Raw genomic sequence first — 18,481 nt, 5'->3', positions numbered from 1 at the left:
TCGTGGCTGGGGATCGGCGAGTCCGGGCGTGGGGCAGAACGGACGCGACAGAAGTTTTGCACGACCCACCGACACCGTTCGACGCACCGAGTCCTGCCACCTAGCCTCGATCGGATGAGACTGCCCTTTCCGTCACCGGCGCGAGATCGAGTACGACGCAATCGGCGCATCCCGCTCACCAACCGGCTGCGGCGCTACCGCAGGCACCAGATCGGCGACTGGACCTACGGCAAGCCCATGGTCGGCTGGGCGGACGGCGGCCGGTTGACCATCGGCAAATACTGCTCCTTCGCACACGGGTCCGTGATACTGCTCGGCGGAGAGCACGATGCCGATGCGGTGAGCACCTACCCGTTCACCGAGGTCTTCCCACCGGCGGACCGCACCCGGCGCGCGGAGCCGCGCACCAAGGGGGACGTCAGCATCGGCCACGACGTGTGGGTGGGCCTCGGCGCCATGATCATGTCGGGAGTGACGATCGGGGACGGGGCGGTCATCGCCGCACGGGCGGTCGTCGTGAAGGACGTGCCGCCCTACACCGTGGTGGGCGGTGTCCCCGCGAAGCCGATCCGACGACGCGCGAGCGAGGAGACGGCCCGCGCACTGCAGGGGATCGCGTGGTGGGACTGGCCGCACAGCGACGTCCTCGCCCGTGCCGCAGACCTGCAGAGCGCGGATCTCGACGGGTTCGTCGCCAAGTACGGCGTCTCCTGACCCGCCTTCCGGTTGCGCCACCACCACCGCGGGTAGCCGTGCCCCATGACTACTGACGAGAGAACCGAAGGCACCGCCCGCGTCGCCGAACTGCTGTCCGACGCGAAACTCTGCATGTTCACCACCCACGGCACCGACGGCCACCTGAAGGCGAGGCCGATGGCCCTGCAGGAGACGGAGTTCGACGGCGATCTGTGGTTCTTCGCCGCGAACGACTCGAGGAAGGTGGCCGACATCCGTTCCGATCCGTCGGTCAACGTGTCGTTCCAGTCGGGCACGTCGTGGGTCTCGCTGTCGGGGCGCGCGAGCGTGGTGCTGGACGACGCGAAGAAGAAGGATCTCTGGAGCCAGGGCGTCGCCGCGTGGTTCGAGAACGGTCCCGAGTCCGACGAGGTCGTCCTCATCCGGGTGGAGTCGGAGGGAGCCGAGTTCTGGTCGGCGCCGGGGTCCAAGGTCTCGACACTCATCGCGTACGCCAAGTCGCGCATCACGGGCGACAAGCCGGACGTGGGTGACAACGAGAAGGTCGACATGTCGTGACGGAGGCACCACTTCGGTTCCGCGGCCGGGGCGGCTCGTGAAAGTGGCACCGGGGTACCTGTCCCGGGCGTAGCGTTGCGGACCATCACGTGCACGGCCCACCACCGGTGGCGCATCGGAGGGGGAAGGCGAGCGGACATGTCTCAACTGGATTCGACCGAGCATCCGCTGACGGGGAGATCCTCGTCCGCCGGCGATCAGGTCTTCCTCATCGACGCGGTCTCCGACGTCGACGTCCACGCGGCCGACGACTGGATCGACCGTCACCACGGTGACGGCCGGCCGGAGTCGGTCGTCATGACGGGCAAGGCACTCGACGAACTCACCGAGCGGGCCGGTGGCGCCGATCCACTCATCACTCCGTTGCGGGTGAGCTGGACCAAGGCTCCGCGTAAGGGATTCGGTCTCCGGGTGGGCCGGGCACGCCGCGGTGAGCCGCGCATCATCGAGGGTGAGCCCGCCTCGTTGTCGGCGCTGCGTGAGCGGTTCGAGGCGACGGCCGGCCGCTCCCTGTCGTCCTACATCGCGCGGCAGGCCAGCCTCACGCTGGACAAGGCCGAGCGTGAGGTCATCGGCAGCGAGTACAAGGTGCCGCGGTTCGTCGTCGAGGAGATGACGGAGCGCTCGCAGTTCCGCGCCGATCTGGCGGAGTTGGCGGCCTCGGTGGACACCCCGGTGTCGGCGGTCAATGCTCGGGTCCACGAGATCCTCGACGAGATGGTGGCCACCGAGAACAAGGGTGCCGTCGAACTCTGGGGCCAGCTCGGTGCCTTCTTCTCGCGGGCCTACCGCGTCGAGGTGGACACCGAGAAGCTCGCCGAGCTGCGCGATCTGGACAAGTCGTTCCCCCTGGTCTTCCTGCCGAACCACCGCTCCTACCTCGACCCGCTGGTTCTGCGCCCCGCCCTGCTCGAGCAGGGCTTCCCGCTCAATCACGTCATGGGCGGCATCAACGTCGGGTTCTGGCCCATCGGCCCGCTCGCGAAGCGCAGCGGTGTGGTGTTGATCCAGCGCAAGTTCTCCGACGCGGTCTACAAGTGGACCCTTCGCCAGTACATGAGCTTCCTGTTGAGCAAGAAGTTCAACCTCGAGTGGTACATCGAGGGCGGCAGGTCTCGCACCGGCAAGCTCCGGCCTCCGCGCTTCGGCCTGCTCACCTACCTCTTCGACGCGCTCGAGAACAGCACGGCGGCCGACGCGTACCTCGTCCCGACGTCCATCACCTACGACCGGTTGCACGAGGTCGGCGAGATGGCGAAGGAGTCGCACGGTGCGACGAAGCAGGCCGAGGGAATCCGGATGGCCATCGGGTACGTCCGCGCCCAGGGCCAGTTACGCGGAACCGTCTACCTGCGGTTCGGGACTCCGATGTCGGCACGGCAGTTCCTCGACGAGTACGACGACAAGCGGGTCGCGGTGCAGCGTGCGGCGCTGGCGGTGTCGCACGCCATCAACGAGTCCACTCCGGTGACGCCGGCGGCGCTGGTGGCGATGGCGATGCTCGGCATCGAGGACCGCGCGCTGAACAAGCGTGAGATGTGGTCGATCATCGAGCCGTTGGCGTCGTACATCCAGCAGCGTGGTCTCCCGACGGCGGGTGGGGTGGATCTGACCGACATCGACGTCATGACGGCCGCTGTGCGCGCGCAGGTCGCGGCCGGTGTGGTGCGGCGCTTCGACGACGGCCCGGAGCCGTTGTTCCTGCTCGCGCAGGACAAGCATCTCGTCGCGTCGTTCTTCCGCAACAACGCCATTCACTTCTTCGTGATGCGGGCGATCGGCGAGTTGGTGGTGTTGCGCACCGAGGACTGCCCCACGGGCGAGGTGGCCGCCGACGATCTGTGGAAGTCCGCGCTGGAACTGCGGGACATGCTGAAGTTCGAGTTCTTCTTCGGCGAGAAGCGTGAGTTCGGGGAGCGCCTCGAAGCCGAGGTCGATCTCATCGATCCGCACTGGCGCACCGGTCTCGATCGACCCGGATACGCGCTGAAGTCGTTGCAGTCGCAGCCTTTTCATCTGGCGCACCGGGTACTGCAGCCGATCTTCGAGGCGTATCAGGTGGTGGCCGACCAGCTGCTCACCCTCACACCGGGTGCGAAGTTCGACAAGGTGTCGTTCCTCGACGACTGCCTGGGCGTCGCGCAGTCGCGGCGACTCCGACAGCAGCTCGAGCACAGCGAGGCCATCTCGAACGAGCTCTTCGACACCGCCCTGCAGTTGGCCGACAATCGTGGTCTCCTGTCCACCGAGGACCACGACATCGCTTCCCGCCGTGAGGAATTCGCTGCGGACATCGCGGCGTGGGGACGTGTGAGCAGACGTATCCGCACGATGGTGCACGTGGCCCTCGACTCCGTCGACGGTGCGGACGCACCCGATCGACCAGACAACGCTTCCGGAGGGCACCGGTGACCAGCACTCACCCAGCACACACGTTCCAGGATCTGCTCGACGAGGTCGCACAGGCTCCGAAGGGTCCGGACGTGGTGGCGTTCTTCGATTTCGACGGCACCGTGATCGACGGTTACTCCGCGACCGCCGTGTTCAAGGAACGTCTTCGCCGCTTCGACGTCGACCTGTTCGAGCTGTGGGAGATCAGCAGCGCCGTCGTGGAGATGCGGGTGCGCGGGACCACCGTCGACAACCTGATGGACAAGGCCGTGCACGCGTTGGCCGGCAAGACGCACGACGAGTTGATGGAGCAGGCGCAGCGGCTCTTCCGCTCCGAGATCGCTTCGCAGATCTTTCCTCAGGTCCGCACCCTCGTCGCCGCGCATCGCCGGGCCGGTCACCGCGTCGTGATGTCGACGTCCGCGACCCCGTACCAGGCTCAGCCCGTGGTCGACGACCTCCGCTTCGACGACCTGATCTGCACCCACCCCGAGATCGGGCCGGACGGCGTCCTCACCGGCCTCCTCGACGGCCGGTCGCTGTGGGGTCCGCGCAAGGCCGAGGGGATCGAGGACTGGGCGACGGCCGAGGGCGTCGACACCTCCGTGTGTTTCGGCTACTCCAACGGCATCGAGGACGTCCCGATGCTCGAGGCCGTCGGTCGTCCCGTCGCGCTCAACCCGGACCCCGAACTCGACCGCACGGCGCGTGACCGCGGCTGGTCCCGTGTCCAGCTGCGCAGGCCCACGCGCGGAGCCGATCTGACGTCCACCGTGCGCAGCGTCGCCGCCCTCGGCTCGGTCCTGGCGAGTGCCGGACTGGGTGCGACCCTGGGCGTGCTCAGCGGCAGCCGCCGAGTGGGCGCCAACGTCACCAACGCCGTCGCACCGGAGGTCGCTCTGGCCCTCACCGGCATCACGGTGAACGTGGTGAACGAGGAGAACGCCTGGAGCCACCGACCGGCGGTGTTCCTGTTCAACCATCAGTCCACGATGGACATGATCGTCGTCGCCCGCGTCCTGCGTCGGGACATCACGGCCGTCGCGAAGAAGGAACTGAGCCGCGACCCCCGGTTCGCCCCCCTCGGGGCTCTCTTCGACGTGGCCTACGTCGACCGATCGAACAACGCCGCGGCGCGCGAAGCGATGAAGCCGGCCATCGACAAGCTCCACAGCGGCGTGTCGGTGGCCGTGGCCCCGGAGGGCACCCGCATGCCGACGGAGCGGTTGGGGCGCTTCAAGAAGGGCGGGTTCCATCTGGCCATGGCGGCCGGGGTCCCGGTGGTTCCCCTGATCCTCCAGGGAGCGGGCGACGTGATGTGGAAGTCCTCGTTCACCGCGCACTCCGGCACCGTCACCGTCACTGTGGGAGAACCGATCCCGACGACGGACTGGACGGCGGAGACACTGGACGAGCACATCGCGGAGGTCCGGGCGGTCTACGAGCGGACTCTCGACCATGCCTGACCAGGGCCCACCGGACGCCGGCCGGCCCACCTTCCGGCAGAACGAGGTCGAACAGACCCTGCTGGGAGAGGAACCCACGTACACCCGCGATCAGGTCGCGGAGCTGGCGAACGTGGATCTCGAACGCGCGCAACAACTGTGGATCGCCATGGGCTTCCCGGTCAGCCCGGATCCGGACGCCGTCATGTTCACCGATGCCGACATCGAGGCGCTGCGCCTGCTCACGACACTCGTCGACGAGAACGTCGTCGAGAAGTCGATGGAGGTGGCGGTCGCGCGGACGCTGGGGCAGTCGATGTCACGACTGGCCGAGTGGCAGGTGGGCGTCGTCAACTCCTACATCCGCTCGCGCATCGCTGCCGACGCCGCCGATCCGGACGCCATTCGATCGGAGTCCCGGGTCACCGCCGCGGACACGGTGCCCACCATGGAGAAACTGCAGAACTACGTGTGGCGGCGCCATCTCGCCGCGGTGGCCGGGCGCGCACTGTCCGTCGAGTCGAGCGGGGAGACCGACACGGTGCTCGCGGTCGGCTTCGCGGACATGGTCGGCTACACCTCGCTCACCCGTCGACTCGATGTCTCCGAGCTGACCTCGCTGCTCGAGGAGTTCGAGTCGGTGGCCACGACGATCATCGCCCGCGGCCACGGATCGGTGGTGAAGAACGTCGGCGACGAGGTGATGTTCCAGACCACCGACCCCCGGGACGCGGCACGGATCGCCCTGGAGCTGCACGACGCCTTCGCCGACCGGGACGACGTTCCCGCGCTGCGCGTCGGCATCGCCGTGGGTCCGGTGCTCGCCCGCTTCGGCGACCTGTACGGGTCCGTGGTCAACATGGCCGCCCGCCTGACCAGCAACGCGCACCCCGGCACGGTGCTGGTGGACAGCGAGACGGCCGACGCGCTGTCGGGCGAGGACGAGTTCTACCTCAAGTCGCTACGACCCCTGCGGGTGCGCGGTTTCAGCAAGCTACGCACCTACGCGCTGCGTCGCAATCGCGACCACCAGCGGGAAGGATCGCGCGACACCGAGCGTTGACGTGAGGTGATGACGGATGCGCTGCTCACTCCGACCCGCCTGTGGACACCCCGGCGGGTGATGATCACCAAGTCGGCCGCCGAACTGCCACACACCGCCGAGATCGTGCGGCGGTGCGAGGCGGCGGGTGTGTCGGAGATCGACGTCCTCCCGGCGGATCGCCTCACGGGGCTGCGCGGCGAGTCCGAGCGGGAGACCTACGCGCGGGCGAAGTCGACGCTCGCGGTCGTGGTCGCTCCGCCCAGTGCACTGAAGCCGCAACCCATCCCACCCAGCGCCGATTGGCGCATCGACCTGGCGAAGGGCTGCCCGGCGCACTGCCAGTACTGCTACCTCGCCGGCTCGCTGTCGGGCCCACCTGTCACTCGGGTGTACGCCAATCTCGACGACGTCCTGGCCCCGATCGCGACGCATGTCGGCCGCGGCACCATCACCAGCGGCACCGCCGAGCGTGGACACGAGGGCACCACCTTCGAGATGTCCTGCTACACCGACCCTCTCGGCATCGAGCACGTCACCGGATCACTGGCCGCCGCCATCTCGCGGGTCGGCGCCGGCGAGTTCGGACCCGGCGCCTCCCTCCGCTTCACGACCAAGTTCGACGATGTCACCGAGTTGGTCGGCCTCGACCACGGCGGGCGTACCCGGGTGCGACTGTCGGTCAACGCCCGCGACATCGGGAACCGTTTCGAGGGCGGCACGGCTCGGATGCCCGCCCGCATCGCGGCGCTGCGTGCGCTCGCGCAGGCGGGGTACCCGGTGGGCGTGACCATCGCTCCGATCATGCCCGTGCCCGGCTGGCGCGAGCAGTACGGCGAGCTCCTCGCCGACATCGCGGCGGCGCTGGCCGACGTCCCGGACGTCGACCTCACCGCCGAGATCATCACGCACCGGTTCACTCCGTCGAGCAAGGACGTGCTGCTGAGCTGGTACCCGGCCACGAAGCTCGAGATGGACGAGGACTCGCGCTCGGCCAAGCGCTCGAAGTTCGGGGGCGTCAAGTACGTCTACCCGAAGGACACCATGGCGGAGATGAAGAGCTGGTTCACCGAGGAACTACGGGACGTCCTGCCCGCGGCGCAGCTCCTGTACTGGACCTGACGTGCCGGAGGGGGACACGGTCCACGCGCTCGCGGCACGTCTGCGGGCGGCGCTGGACGGCCGGGAACTGGCCGAGGGCCGGCTGAACGTCCCCGCACATGCGACGGAGAACCTCGCGGGACGCACGATCCAACGGCACCGGACGCACGGCAAACACCTGCTCACCGATCTCGACGGCGACCTGACGCTCCACACGCATCTGAGGATGACGGGGTCGTGGACCGTCACCGCGCCCGGCCGACGACTGCCCCGTCGCCTCGATCCCGACGTGCGCGTGCGGCTGGCCGTGCGCGACGGGCCCACCGCGTACGGGCTGCTGCTCCCGGTGGTCGAGTTCTCCACCACTCGCGACGTCGACGCGGCGCTGTCGTATCTCGGCCCCGATCCGCTGCACGACGACTTCGACGCCGCGCAGGCGGCGGCGAACATCGCGCGGGACCCGCGCCCGATCGTCGCGGTACTGCTCGATCAGCGCGTCATGGCCGGTCCGGGCAACCTGTGGGCCAACGAACTGTGTTTCCTTCGTGGTCTCGGGCCGTGGGTGCCGGCGTGCGACGTGGATGCCACTCGACTGGTCGCCCTCACTCGCAAGGCGATGCGCCACTCGGTGTCCACCCCGCGGGCCATGCAGGTGACCACCGGAGACACCCGGCCAGGTCGGCAGCACTGGGTGGCGGGTCGCGCGGGCAAGCCGTGCCTGCGATGCGGCACCACCGTCCGCGTGGTCGCCGAGGTGCCGGGAGATCCGGAACGACGGCGGACCTGGTGGTGCCCGCACTGCCAGCCGGGGCCGGAGCGGCCGTGATCCGGTGCAGCCGACCGTGCTGTACCCGGTTCACTGCACCGGATCCGATCCACGGAACTGCCGCGGAGGCGCGCGCGTCCAGTGCGAGATGATCGAGAGACTGCTGGCCGAGCAGGACGGGGTGGTGACCACCGCGCAGGCCCGCACCGCCGGACTCACCCCCGAGGCCATCGAGTGGCGCGTCCACACCGGCCGCTGGCGGCGCACGAGTCGCGGAGTGTTCTTCGCCGTCGACCGACCGTTCACCGACGACGCGCGGATCCGGTGCGCGGTGTGGTCCACGAGTACGGGCGCGCTGTCCGGTCCTGCAGCCGCGTACTGGTATCGCATGCTTCCGCGGGCCCCGGAGACGATCGAGGTGACCGTGCCCCGGACAGGCTCCGGTCGCGGAATCACCGGCGTCGGGGTGCGCCGGCGCGACCTGCCGAGCATCGACGTCGTGATCGTGCGCCGTGTCCTCGTGACGAGGACGCCGCTGACCGTTCTGGAGGCGTCCACGGTGCTGGGCCCCGAGGTCATGGATCGCGCCCTGCAGAAGACGATGACCCTCGACCATCTCCGACGAGCGCACGCTCGCAACCCCGGACGTCGCGGGTACGTGCGAGCGGAGCAGCTCCTGCGCGCCGCCGAGGGCGGTGCCCGGTCCGAGGCCGAACGGCTGTTCCGCAGGATCATGAGATCCGCACACATCACCGGACTGCGGGTGAACCTGCCGTACGCGGGCTACATCCTCGACTTCGCGTTCCCGCACGCCAGGGTCTGCGTGGAGATCGACGGGTGGGCCTTCCACTCGGACAGCGCCGCGTTCCACCGCGACCGGATCCGGCAGAACGTCCTCAGCAGGGAGTGGACGGTGTTGCGGTACACGTGGCGGGACCTCGTCGAACGGCCCGACGAGGTGGCGGCCGAGGTGCGACGCTTCGTCACCGGCTGATCCGGTGCAGCTAACCGTGCTCTCCACGGTTCACTGCACCAGATCCGGTCCGGACCGGCGGATGTGGCACAGTTGTCAGCCGGGCGCGCCACCGGACGAGAGAGACGAAGATGCAGTATCAGTCGACGCGGGGTCACAACCTGCCCCAGCACTTCTCGGACATCCTCCTCGGCGGCCTGGCCCCCGACGGTGGTCTCTACCTGCCGGCCGAGTACCCGCAGCTGACCGCCGACGAGCTCGAGTCGTTCCGCTCACTGTCCTACGCCGACCTCGCCTTCGAGGTGCTCTCGAAGTTCGCCGACGACATTCCCGCGGAGGACCTCCGCGACATCACGCGCCGGACGTACACCGCCGAGGTCTACTCGAACGGCCGACCCGGCGACGACACGTCACTCATCACCCCGCTGCGTCCACTCGGCGAGGAGCAGGGCACCTCGCTCCATCTCCTGGGGCTGTCCAACGGCCCGACGCTGGCATTCAAGGACATGGCGATGCAGTTGTTGGGCAACCTGTTCGAGTACTCCCTCGCGGGCAGCGGCGAGGAGCTCAACATCCTGGGCGCCACATCGGGTGACACCGGCAGCGCCGCCGAGCACGCGATGCGCGGCAAGAAGAACATCCGCGTCGTCATGCTGAGCCCGCACGGCCGGATGAGCAGTTTCCAGCGGGCACAGATGTTCAGCCTGCAGGACGAGAACATCGTGAACCTCGCGGTCGAGGGGAATTTCGACGACTGCCAGGACATCGTCAAGGCCGTCTCCAAGGACGCCGAGTTCAAGGCGCACCACGCCATCGGCACCGTCAACTCGATCAACTGGGGTCGAGTCGTCGCGCAGGTCGTCTACTACGTGCACGGGTGGCTCCTCGCGACGGACGGGCCGGGCCGGCGCGTGTCGTTCTCGGTGCCGTCCGGCAACTTCGGCAACGTGTGCGCCGGGCACATCGCCCGGTGCATGGGCCTGCCGATCGACCAGCTCGTCGTCGCGACCAACGAGAACGACGTCCTCGACGAGTTCTTCCGCACGGGTGTCTACCGTCCCCGCGCGGCCGCCGAGACCCACCACACCTCGAGCCCCAGCATGGACATCTCCAAGGCGTCCAACTTCGAGCGCTTCCTCTACGACCTCGTCGATCAGGACGCGGTCCGGCTCGGTGAGCTGTTCCGCGCGCTCGACACCGACGGCGGCTTCGACTTCTCCGGTACTCCCGAGTTCGATCGCATCCAGGAGTTCGGCTTCGTGTCCGGCCGCAGCACGCACGCGAACCGCGTCGAGACCATCCGCGACGTGGCCGAGCGCTACGGCGTGACCATCGACCCGCACACCGCCGACGGCGTGAGTGTCGCCCGCCGGAACCTGCGCGAGGGCGTGCCCATGATCGTGCTCGAGACCGCGTTGCCCGCGAAGTTCGCGGACATCGTGCGGGAGGCACTGGGAACCGAACCCGAGCGTCCGCCGGCGTTCGAGGGCATCGAGGACCTGCCGCAGCGCTTCGATGTCGTCCCCGCGGACGTCGATCGCGTGAAGGACGTCATCGTGGAGCACACCGGTCGTTAGAGTCGAGCGATGTCGATACGACTCGAGAACGTCGGGATCGCGGTACGCGACCTCGACGAGGCCATCGCGTTCTTCACCGATCTGGGTCTGACACTCCTCGGCCGTGACACGGTCCAGGGCGAGTGGGCCGACACGGCGGTGGGTCTCGACGGCAATCACGCCGACATCGCGATGCTGCAGACGCCGGACGGGGCGGGCCGCATCGAGCTGTTCCAGAACCGCCATCCCACCATGATCGAGACGGAACCGACGCTCCCGCATCAGATCGGCATGCACCGCATCGCCTTCGAGGTCGACGACCTCGAGCAGGCTCTGGCAGTGGCCGCTCGGCACGGCTGCCACCCGTTGCGCGGTGTCGCGAACTACGAGGGTGTCTATGCACTGACCTACGTGCGCGGACCCAGCGGCATCATCGTCATGTTCGCTCAGAAGCTCGGGGCCTGATCACCCGGTGCTCTTGATCTCCTGGTGGTAGGTCTGCATGGCGTCGGTGAGAGCTCCGAACACACGGTGCGCCGCAGCGAGATCCGTGTCTGGCAGCGCGGACAGCGACTCGTGGACGTGCTGTCCGAGCGGGCCGAAGAACTGCCGTGCGACGTCCATTCCCGGCTCGTCGTAGCGGAGGATGACCCGCCGTCGGTCCCGCGTGTCGGGTTCGCGGCGGATGTGACCCGACGCGATCATCCGCTCCACCAGATACGTCATGGCGGCGGAGGAGAGTCCGAGGAGAGAGCCGAGCTCGCCCGGCGACACCGGACGTCCACCGACATCGGCGACCATGATGTGCAGCAGGGCTCGGAAGTCGTTCGCGCTGAGGTGGTGTCGAGAGCCGAACACACGGCCGAGCTGATCCGACTCGGCTGTCATGGCGCGCATGTCGGCGGCGATCGTGGATTCGAGATCGCGCCGGGCACCGTCGGCGTCGGTCGCGTCGGACCGCTCCGACCGTTCGTGTGCTGACACAGATTCTCCTTCGAAAACTCGGGTGTCAGCGTACTCGCCGGACCTCCGAGCAATGTCTCAGTTGCTTAACGATCAATTAACTGAGACACTTTTCCGGTGAGCGACAACTCTGTGTGGAACCGCGTGGCCGGCCTCGTCTCGGGGCCTCGGTCCTGGATCGTCGCCCTGCTCGTCGTCCTTGCCGCCGGCGCGCTCATCGGCGGCGTCGGGAGCAACTCCGCTGCCGAGAGTTCACCGACATCGCTCCCATCGGACGCGGAATCGGCACGGGTCGACGCCCTGCTCGAGGAATTCCCCGACTCCGACCTCTCGCCGGTGATCCTCGTGGTGACGCGCGCCGACGGCGGCGCCCTGTCCGAACAGGACCTCGCCGACGTCGCTGCCGCGAGGATGCGGATGAACGGTGTCGAGCGCGGGGTGGACGCGGGTGCGCCCGACTCCCCGGTCGTTCCCGCACCCGACGGCGAGGCGGCCATCGCCCCCGTCCAGGTGTCGACGTCGGAGTCCGGAACGGGACTGGCCGATCTGGTCACCGAGCTGCGCACCGCTGCCACCGACGGCCTCCCCGACGGGTTGACGGCGCAGGTCACGGGCGGTCCCGCGTTCGCCGCCGACATCGCCGACTCCTTCTCCGGGGCCAATGTCACGCTACTCGGCGTCACCGCGCTGGTGGTGGCCCTGCTGCTGATCGCCACGTACCGATCACCGGTTCTCTGGCTCGTGCCGCTCGCCGTCGTGGGCTTCGGTGACCGGGTCGCCTCGACGGTCGGCACCGCCGTGTCCGGGCTCACCGGGCTCTCGTTCGACGGCAGCACCTCGGGCATCACCAGCGTCCTGGTGTTCGGCGCCGGGACCAACTACGCGCTGCTGCTCATCTCCCGGTACCGCGAGGAACTGCGCCGCGAGAGCGACCACCGGGTCGCCCTCCACCATGCCGTGCGACGCGCCGGCCCGGCCATCGTGGCGAGCAACGCGACGGTGGTGCTCGCGCTCCTGACGCTGCTGCTGGGCACTCTGCCGAGTACGCGCAGCCTGGGCGGTCTGGCCGCGGCCGGTCTCGTGGTCGCCGCCGTCTTCGTGCTCTTCGTTCTTCCGCCACTGCTCTCACTGTTCGGCCGGAAGCTGTTCTGGCCGTTCGTTCCTCGCGTGGGCGATCCCGAGCCGACGGACAAGGGCGTGTTCTTCCGCGTCGCCAACGCCGTCGGTCGTCGACCCGGCCGCGCCGCGGCGGTGTCGCTGGTCGCGCTGGCCGTCTGCATTCTCGGCCTCGTCGGAACGAACGTGGGCCTGTCGCAGACCGAGCAGTTCCGCGTCACCGCCGAATCCGTCACCGGCATCGACACGCTCGCCGAGCACTTCCCGGCGGGGCAGTCAGATCCGACCGTCGTCGTCGCCCGGACCGCGGCGGCCTCGGAGGTCGAGGCAGCGCTGCAGGACACCGACGGCGTGGTGTCGGTGTCCCGAACTGCGGACTCCCGGCCCGGCACCTCAAACACCGGTCTCACCGAGTGGTCCGTCGTGCTCGACGCGGAACCGTCCTCCGACGGCGCGTTCGCCGCGGTCGAGAACCTGCGTGCATCTGTCGCTCCGATCACGGGTGCCGACGCTCTGGTGGGCGGCAGCGATGCGCAGGCGCTGGACACGTCCGATGCCGCAGCTCGCGACCGCCTGGTGATCATCCCGGTGATCCTGCTGGTGGTACTGCTGGTGCTGTTCGTTCTGCTCCGGTCGGCCCTCGCACCCCTGGTGCTCGTGGCCACGACGGTGCTCAGCACGCTGGCGGCTCTGGGCATCGGCAGCTGGGCCAGCGAGAACATCTTCGGCTTCCCCGCCCTCGGCGACAACGTGCCGCTGTTCGGGTTCCTGTTCCTCGTGGCCCTGGGTGTGGACTACACGATCTTCCTCGTCACCCGGGCACGCGAGGAGACACCGTCGTACGGGACGCGGACGGGCATCGTGCGCGCCGTCGCGTCGACGGGCGCGGTCATCACCAGTGCGGGCATCGTGCTCGCCGCGGTGTTCACCGTGCTGGGCGTCCTGCCACTCATTCTGCTCACGCAGCTCGGGATCGTCGTGGGCCTCGGCATCCTGCTCGACACCTTCGTGGTCCGCACGATCGTGATTCCGGCCCTGTTCACCCTGATCGGTCCCCGCATCTGGTGGCCGACCGAACTCGACCCGCACTCCGAAGACAGTCCGAACGCCACGAAAGAAGGAGTCACCTCATGATCCGCAGCATCATCCGCACGGCAGTCGCCGGAGCGTTGGTCACCGGAGCGCTGCTCGCCGGCGGCAGCGCCGCGTCCGCGCAGCCCCTGTTCGAGCCGCTGCAGCCCATCGCTCAGCTGGACGTCCAGCGCTACGCGGGTGACTGGTGGCAGATCGCGGCCGTCCCGCAGCCGTTCAACCTGAACTGCGCCAAGGACACCCGGGCCAACTACCAGGTGCTCGACCCCAGCAACGTGCGCGTGCAGAACAACTGCACGCGCTGGGACGGCGGAGCCAACGAGATCATCGGCAACGCCCGGGTGAACGATCCGGTCACGCAGGCGCAGCTGCACGTGAGCTTCCCCGGCGTGCCCACCCAGGACAATCCCGAGGGTCCCACCAACTACATCGTCACCTACATCGCCGACGACTACTCGTGGGCGTTGGTGGGCGACCCGTTCCGCACGTCCGGCTTCGTCCTGTCGAGGTCGCCGCAGGTGAGTGCCGATCAGTGGAAGCAGATCCGGAGCGTCGTCGAGAGCCGCGGCTACAACGCCTGCCTGCTGTTGACGTCGCCGACCACTCAGGGCAGCAACGAGATCCGCCCGCTCTGCACCGTCTGACCTCCGCCACCGCTCACCGTTCGGCTCAGCTGGGTCGAACGGTGAGCACCGGCACCGGTGACGTCATCAGCAGACGCTGACTGACGCTGCCCAGCAACGCCTTTCCCACCCGACTGCGCTTCTTGATCCCGATCACGAGTCGCGTCACCTCCGGGTGCGCCTCGATCTCGTCGATCACCGCGATCACCGGGTCGCGGTCCTCGCGCCCCGCCCGGTCGATCACTCGCACCGCCACGTCACCGCCCACGTCGCTCGTGTCTAGCGCGCCGAGGGTCAGATTCACCGCGATCACGTCGGTCTCGAGCATGCGCGCCTCCGACACCGCCTCCGACAGTGCGTGTCGGCCCTCGTCGCTGTCGGTCACTGCCACCAGTACTGCCATGATGTCTCGCCGTCCTTCTCGAAGTGGGGTGATCGTGTCAGGAGTACTCGCGGCGGAACCGGGCCTCGAGTTCCTCCAGGCTCTGACCGCGGGTCTCCGGCACCTGCGTGATGATGAAGACCAGGGCCAGTATGCCCAGTCCGACGAAGATGAAGAACGTCGGCGCGATGCCGAGCGCGTCGACCACCGGCGGGAAGGCCAGTGCGACGGCAGCATTGGCGATCCACAGCATGAACACGCAGACACCGATGGCGAAGCTGCGAATCTTGAGCGGGAAGATCTCTGCGAGCATCAGCCAGACCAGCGGCCCGATCGTGCCCTGCATGCAGAAGACGAAGAGCACGACGAAGACGAGGATGAAGTATGCCTTGGCGGTGCCGTCCGGCAGCAGCAGTGCGGACAGTCCGACCAGGAGATGGAAGAGCGTCGTCAGTGAGAAGCCCGCGATCAGCATCGTTCGGCGATCGATCCGATTCATGATGAGCAGGCCGACCGTGATGCCGAGGACGCTGAAGAGGCCGTTGAGCGTGTTCGCGATGATGGCGGAGCTGCTCGAGAATCCGGCGTCGCCGAGGAGCTGGGTGCCGTAGTACATCACCGAGTTGATGCCCGTGAACTGTTGGAACACACCGAGTCCCACACCGATGTAGATCAACCGTCGGATCCACCGCACCGACAGGTCGGCCGCGCCGCCGGTCTGCGAGAGCTTCTCCTCCTCGGCCAGCGCGTGCACCTCGGCCATCTCGGCCTCCGCACGTTCGGGGGACCGCACCTGCTTCAGCACCGCCAGGGCGTCGTCGTCCCGGCCCTGCGAGACGAGCCAGCGCGGACTCTCGGGCATCCGCAGCATGCCGAAGAACAGTGCGAACGCGGGCAACACGGCGACCAGCAGCATGTAGCGCCAGACGGAGTCGTGCTCGCCCCAGATGTTGAAGATGAGGGCGTTGATCACGAAGGCCGCGAACTGGCCGCTGACGATCATGACCTCGTTGCGCGTCACCAGGGAACCGCGGCGCTCGAACGGTGAGACCTCCGAGAGGTACACCGGCACGGTCGCGGACGCTCCGCCGACCGCGAGGCCGAGGATGAAGCGGAACACCGCCAGCACCTCCCACGACGGGGCGAGAACGCAGCCCAGAGTGCCGAGGACGAAGATGCCGGCCAGCATCAGGATGTTGTGCCGACGGCCGTACTTGTCCGACAGTCGGCCCCCGACCAGTGCGCCGATGGCCGCCCCGAAGATGAGGATGCTGACGACGAAGCCCTCGGTGAAGGCCGTGAGCGACAGGTCCTCCTTCAACGGCTCCAGCGCGCCGTTGATGACGCCCGTGTCGTATCCGAACAGCAGGCCACCGAAGGTCGCCACCACGGCGATGACGCCGAGGCGACGCGAGTGGGGACCGGGTGCGTCCGGCGGTAGTGCACTTCCCGTGGTGCTGACTTGCGAAGACATGACATCCCATCGTCGGCGTGGCGGGTCCGAGCCGCCCAGCGACGCTCGAACCATGTCTGTATGTCTTAACATAGTTTCCGAGCCCTGAGAAGTGGATCACATCATTTTCCCCTCGACACCGGTATATCTCTCAGTTGTTCAACTATTCAGAATCTGAGATGATTGGTCCGGCGATCCACGTCGAGAAGGGAGTGCCACCATGTCCGACGAGCCCGAGCGGGACAGCGAGCAACGCGCGGCTCCGTTGTCGTTCGTCCAGTTGTTCTTCGACGCGACGGTCGACACCACGTCGCCGGGACACCTCCCCGACGACGGACCCGACGACGCGGGCACATCGCCCCTGCGCTGATCAGCGATGCGCGAGCCCTGCGTAGAACGCGAGATGAGCGGCCGCGGCGTCGTCCCAACTCGTGCGGGCAGCCAGTGCGCGCCCGGCAGCGGCACGGTCGTCCGACGTCAGAGCGTCCTCGAGTGCGGCAGCCGTCCCCTCCGCGTCGCCGCCGTAGCGCACCGCGTCCCCGAACACCTCGCGGAACACGGGGAGGTCCCGCACCACGACGGGAACCGAGGCGGCGAGAGCCTCCATCGCGGCCAGCCCGAAGCCTTCCTTGGTGGAGAGGAACGCGAATGCCGACGCGCCCGCGACAAGAGACGGGAGCACGTCGTGGTCGACGGTGCCGAGCACCCGCGGTACGGGCCCCTCGTCGCCTGTCGACCGACCGGCCTCCGGCCTGCCCGCCAGTTCCGCGAGTCGGGTGTCGAACTCCGCCCGGTACCCCCGGTAGTCGAACAACGTCTCACCGCCGGCGAACACCAGACCCACGTCCGGACACCGCTCTCGAAGCGCGGCGTGGGCCTCGAGCAGGTCGATGCTCCCCTTGCGCGGCTCGATGCCACCGACCGCGAGGACGTATCGGCCGAGACGGGTGCGCCACTCGTCGCCGCGTGCCGCCGCGAACCGAGCATGGTCGACCCCGTTGGGGATGACCGTCGGCGACAGCCCCCATCCCGCACGCACCTCGTCGGCCACGGCGCGCGAGACACAGATGCGGGCGAGGGGCTCGACGACCGCGCGCTCGTGGCAGGCGGCGAGTTCCGGTGTCGTGAACTCCTCGAGGTGGTGGATCGTGCGGACACAGCGTCCGACGGCGTTCGCGGTGATGCAGTCCTGGGCATGCACGACGTCGGCGTCACCCGGGTCGAATGCACTGCGCATCAGTGCTATCGACCGCAGGATGCGATCGCCCACCGACTCGTCCTCGCGCGCCGGGAACGGAACGAGACGAACCGTCACCGCGGGATCGATCGCACGGTAGAAGCCCTCGTCGCCGCCGCGCGCCAGGGACCACACCGTCACGTCCGCTCCCGCGCGCGCCAGTGCTTCCGCCAGTTCGACGGTGTGGACCACTCCCCCTCGCGGTTTCGTCGAGTAGGTCAGGAGGGCGACACGCACGTGGTCTCCTTCGATGCCTGTGAGTGGTAGGTGTCCGGTCGTCGTTCGTCGAGGTGACGCAGCACCCGACGGGCCCGGTCCACCTCCGCGTCCACGTCGATGTCGCAGCACGCCAGGCCACCCTTGTCTCGCGTCCGGCACAGGACCTCGCCGCCGGGACCGACGATCTTCGCCTGCCCGAGGAAGCGCAGAGATCCCGTCACCCCCGTGTGATTGGACGACAGCAGCACCACCTGATTCTCGGCTGCCCGGGCGGCGTCGTAGAGGTCGAACAGGCGAGACTGTCTGTCGTTGGCCAACTTCGACGCCCTGTCCGTCACACTGGCCGGCCACGCCGACAGCGCCGCGATGATGCGCGCACCGTCCAGAGCCAAGGTGCGCGCCGCCTCGGGGAATGTCTTGTCGTAGTCGATCAGCATGCCCATCCTGCCCACCGGCGTGTCGAACGCCGAGAACCGATCTCCCGCCGCATAGGCCAACGACTCCCCCGCCGGTTGGTGCACCTTTCGATGACGACCCAACACACCGTCGCCCGTGAGGCACACGGCGGCGTTGTAACGGACCAGGGCCGCCCTCTCGGTGTAGCCCACGCACACGGTCATCGCACCGGCCGCAGCAGCGATCGCCGCGAGCTCGGGTCCGTCCTCGTCGAGCGCCGGCGGCAGCTCCTCGAGATCGGGCCGCGCGAGATCACCGAGGTAACCGCCGAGGCAGGCGTCGGGCATGACCAACAGGTCGATGCCCCGCTGATGGCCCTGCTCGATGATGCCCACGATCTTCTCGACGGACCGCTCGACGTCACGGCCGAAGTGTCCCGCGAGCGCCGCCGCCCGGATCGGCGCCATCTCGC

The 18,481-nt window shown here is 68.3% G+C and carries 18 protein-coding genes; 13 read left to right on the top strand and 5 right to left on the bottom strand.

The features are described from left to right. Positions 1-114 precede the first annotated feature (114 nt). The 10 genes from QRN16_RS11190 to QRN16_RS11145 all read left to right on the top strand — a co-directional run bounded on the left by QRN16_RS11190 (position 115) and on the right by QRN16_RS11145 (position 10,993). Entirely contained in the window at positions 115-714 is a 600-nt protein-coding gene (locus QRN16_RS11190; RefSeq protein WP_222649917.1) for a CatB-related O-acetyltransferase, read from the top strand. 45 nt (positions 715-759) lie between these two features. After that, positions 760-1,254 (top strand): pyridoxamine 5'-phosphate oxidase family protein, encoded by a 495-nt coding sequence (locus QRN16_RS11185; protein ID WP_027506110.1) that lies wholly within the window; start codon positions 760-762, stop codon positions 1,252-1,254. 138 nt (positions 1,255-1,392) lie between these two features. Then, complete coding sequence (locus QRN16_RS11180; RefSeq protein ID WP_285186659.1) at positions 1,393-3,666, top strand: glycerol-3-phosphate 1-O-acyltransferase; 2,274 nt, start codon at positions 1,393-1,395, stop codon at positions 3,664-3,666. Further along, positions 3,663-5,111 carry an HAD-IB family hydrolase gene (locus QRN16_RS11175; protein ID WP_222649919.1) on the top strand — a complete coding sequence of 483 codons (1,449 nt, stop codon included), beginning with the start codon at positions 3,663-3,665 and terminating at the stop codon, positions 5,109-5,111. The genes QRN16_RS11180 and QRN16_RS11175 overlap by 4 nt, the downstream gene beginning before the upstream one ends. Beyond that, complete coding sequence (locus QRN16_RS11170; RefSeq protein WP_051613418.1) at positions 5,104-6,153, top strand: adenylate/guanylate cyclase domain-containing protein; 1,050 nt, start codon at positions 5,104-5,106, stop codon at positions 6,151-6,153. The genes QRN16_RS11175 and QRN16_RS11170 overlap by 8 nt, the downstream gene beginning before the upstream one ends. 9 nt (positions 6,154-6,162) lie before the next feature. Next, positions 6,163-7,254 carry a spore photoproduct lyase family protein gene (locus tag QRN16_RS11165; protein WP_222632262.1) on the top strand — a complete coding sequence of 364 codons (1,092 nt, stop codon included), beginning with the start codon at positions 6,163-6,165 and terminating at the stop codon, positions 7,252-7,254. A 1-nt stretch (position 7,255) separates the two neighbouring features. Continuing rightward, the gene (locus QRN16_RS11160) at positions 7,256-8,059 is read left to right on the top strand and encodes a DNA-formamidopyrimidine glycosylase family protein (RefSeq protein ID WP_222632264.1); all 804 of its coding nucleotides are present in this window, start codon (positions 7,256-7,258) and stop codon (positions 8,057-8,059) included. 88 nt (positions 8,060-8,147) lie between these two features. Beyond that, entirely contained in the window at positions 8,148-8,993 is an 846-nt protein-coding gene (locus QRN16_RS11155) for a type IV toxin-antitoxin system AbiEi family antitoxin domain-containing protein (protein WP_285186653.1), read from the top strand. Between the two features lie 110 nt (positions 8,994-9,103). Next, the gene (gene thrC, locus QRN16_RS11150; protein ID WP_222632266.1) at positions 9,104-10,549 is read left to right on the top strand and encodes a threonine synthase; all 1,446 of its coding nucleotides are present in this window, start codon (positions 9,104-9,106) and stop codon (positions 10,547-10,549) included. Between the two features lie 9 nt (positions 10,550-10,558). Next, a complete protein-coding gene (locus QRN16_RS11145; RefSeq protein ID WP_222646389.1) occupies positions 10,559-10,993 on the top strand; it encodes a VOC family protein in 435 nt (144 codons plus the stop codon). On the opposite strand, the gene QRN16_RS11140 is transcribed toward QRN16_RS11145, so the two are convergent. Next, positions 10,994-11,425 carry a MarR family winged helix-turn-helix transcriptional regulator gene (locus QRN16_RS11140; protein WP_051613432.1) on the bottom strand — a complete coding sequence of 144 codons (432 nt, stop codon included), beginning with the start codon at positions 11,423-11,425 and terminating at the stop codon, positions 10,994-10,996. A 183-nt stretch (positions 11,426-11,608) separates the two neighbouring features. On the opposite strand from QRN16_RS11140, the gene QRN16_RS11135 reads away from it, so the two are divergent. Both QRN16_RS11135 and QRN16_RS11130 read left to right on the top strand, forming a co-directional pair. Beyond that, on the top strand, positions 11,609-13,741 hold the full coding sequence (locus QRN16_RS11135) for an MMPL family transporter (RefSeq protein ID WP_285186645.1): 2,133 nt from the start codon (positions 11,609-11,611) through the stop codon (positions 13,739-13,741). Continuing rightward, entirely contained in the window at positions 13,738-14,343 is a 606-nt protein-coding gene (locus QRN16_RS11130; RefSeq protein ID WP_027506100.1) for a lipocalin family protein, read from the top strand. Before QRN16_RS11135 ends, QRN16_RS11130 begins: the two co-directional genes overlap by 4 nt. 25 nt (positions 14,344-14,368) lie before the next feature. Here the strand turns inward: QRN16_RS11130 and QRN16_RS11125 are convergent, their stop codons facing one another. Then, complete coding sequence (locus QRN16_RS11125) at positions 14,369-14,725, bottom strand: universal stress protein (protein WP_027506099.1); 357 nt, start codon at positions 14,723-14,725, stop codon at positions 14,369-14,371. A gap of 37 nt (positions 14,726-14,762) precedes the next feature. Next, positions 14,763-16,178, bottom strand: coding sequence for a sugar porter family MFS transporter (locus QRN16_RS11120; protein WP_056441079.1), 1,416 nt, complete (start codon positions 16,176-16,178; stop codon positions 14,763-14,765). Positions 16,179-16,377: 199 nt separating this feature from the next. Between QRN16_RS11120 and QRN16_RS11115 the strand changes: the two genes are divergently transcribed. Next, a complete protein-coding gene (locus tag QRN16_RS11115) occupies positions 16,378-16,527 on the top strand; it encodes a hypothetical protein (protein WP_155957046.1) in 150 nt (49 codons plus the stop codon). On the opposite strand, the gene QRN16_RS11110 is transcribed toward QRN16_RS11115, so the two are convergent. Both QRN16_RS11110 and QRN16_RS11105 read right to left on the bottom strand, forming a co-directional pair. Next, positions 16,528-17,631 carry an MSMEG_0565 family glycosyltransferase gene (locus tag QRN16_RS11110; RefSeq protein ID WP_027506097.1) on the bottom strand — a complete coding sequence of 368 codons (1,104 nt, stop codon included), beginning with the start codon at positions 17,629-17,631 and terminating at the stop codon, positions 16,528-16,530. It lies immediately after the preceding gene. Further along, on the bottom strand, positions 17,613-18,476 hold the full coding sequence (locus QRN16_RS11105) for a carbon-nitrogen hydrolase family protein (protein WP_285186639.1): 864 nt from the start codon (positions 18,474-18,476) through the stop codon (positions 17,613-17,615). Before QRN16_RS11105 ends, QRN16_RS11110 begins: the two co-directional genes overlap by 19 nt. Between the last annotated feature and the right edge of the window lie 5 nt (positions 18,477-18,481).

Origin of the sequence: Rhodococcus sp. MEB041, from assembly GCF_030208955.1 — a bacterium.
Taxonomy (GTDB): Bacteria; Actinomycetota; Actinomycetes; order Mycobacteriales; family Mycobacteriaceae; genus Rhodococcoides.
The sequence above is the reverse complement of the archived record's forward strand: the minus strand, read 5'-3'. Positions and strand labels throughout refer to the sequence as shown.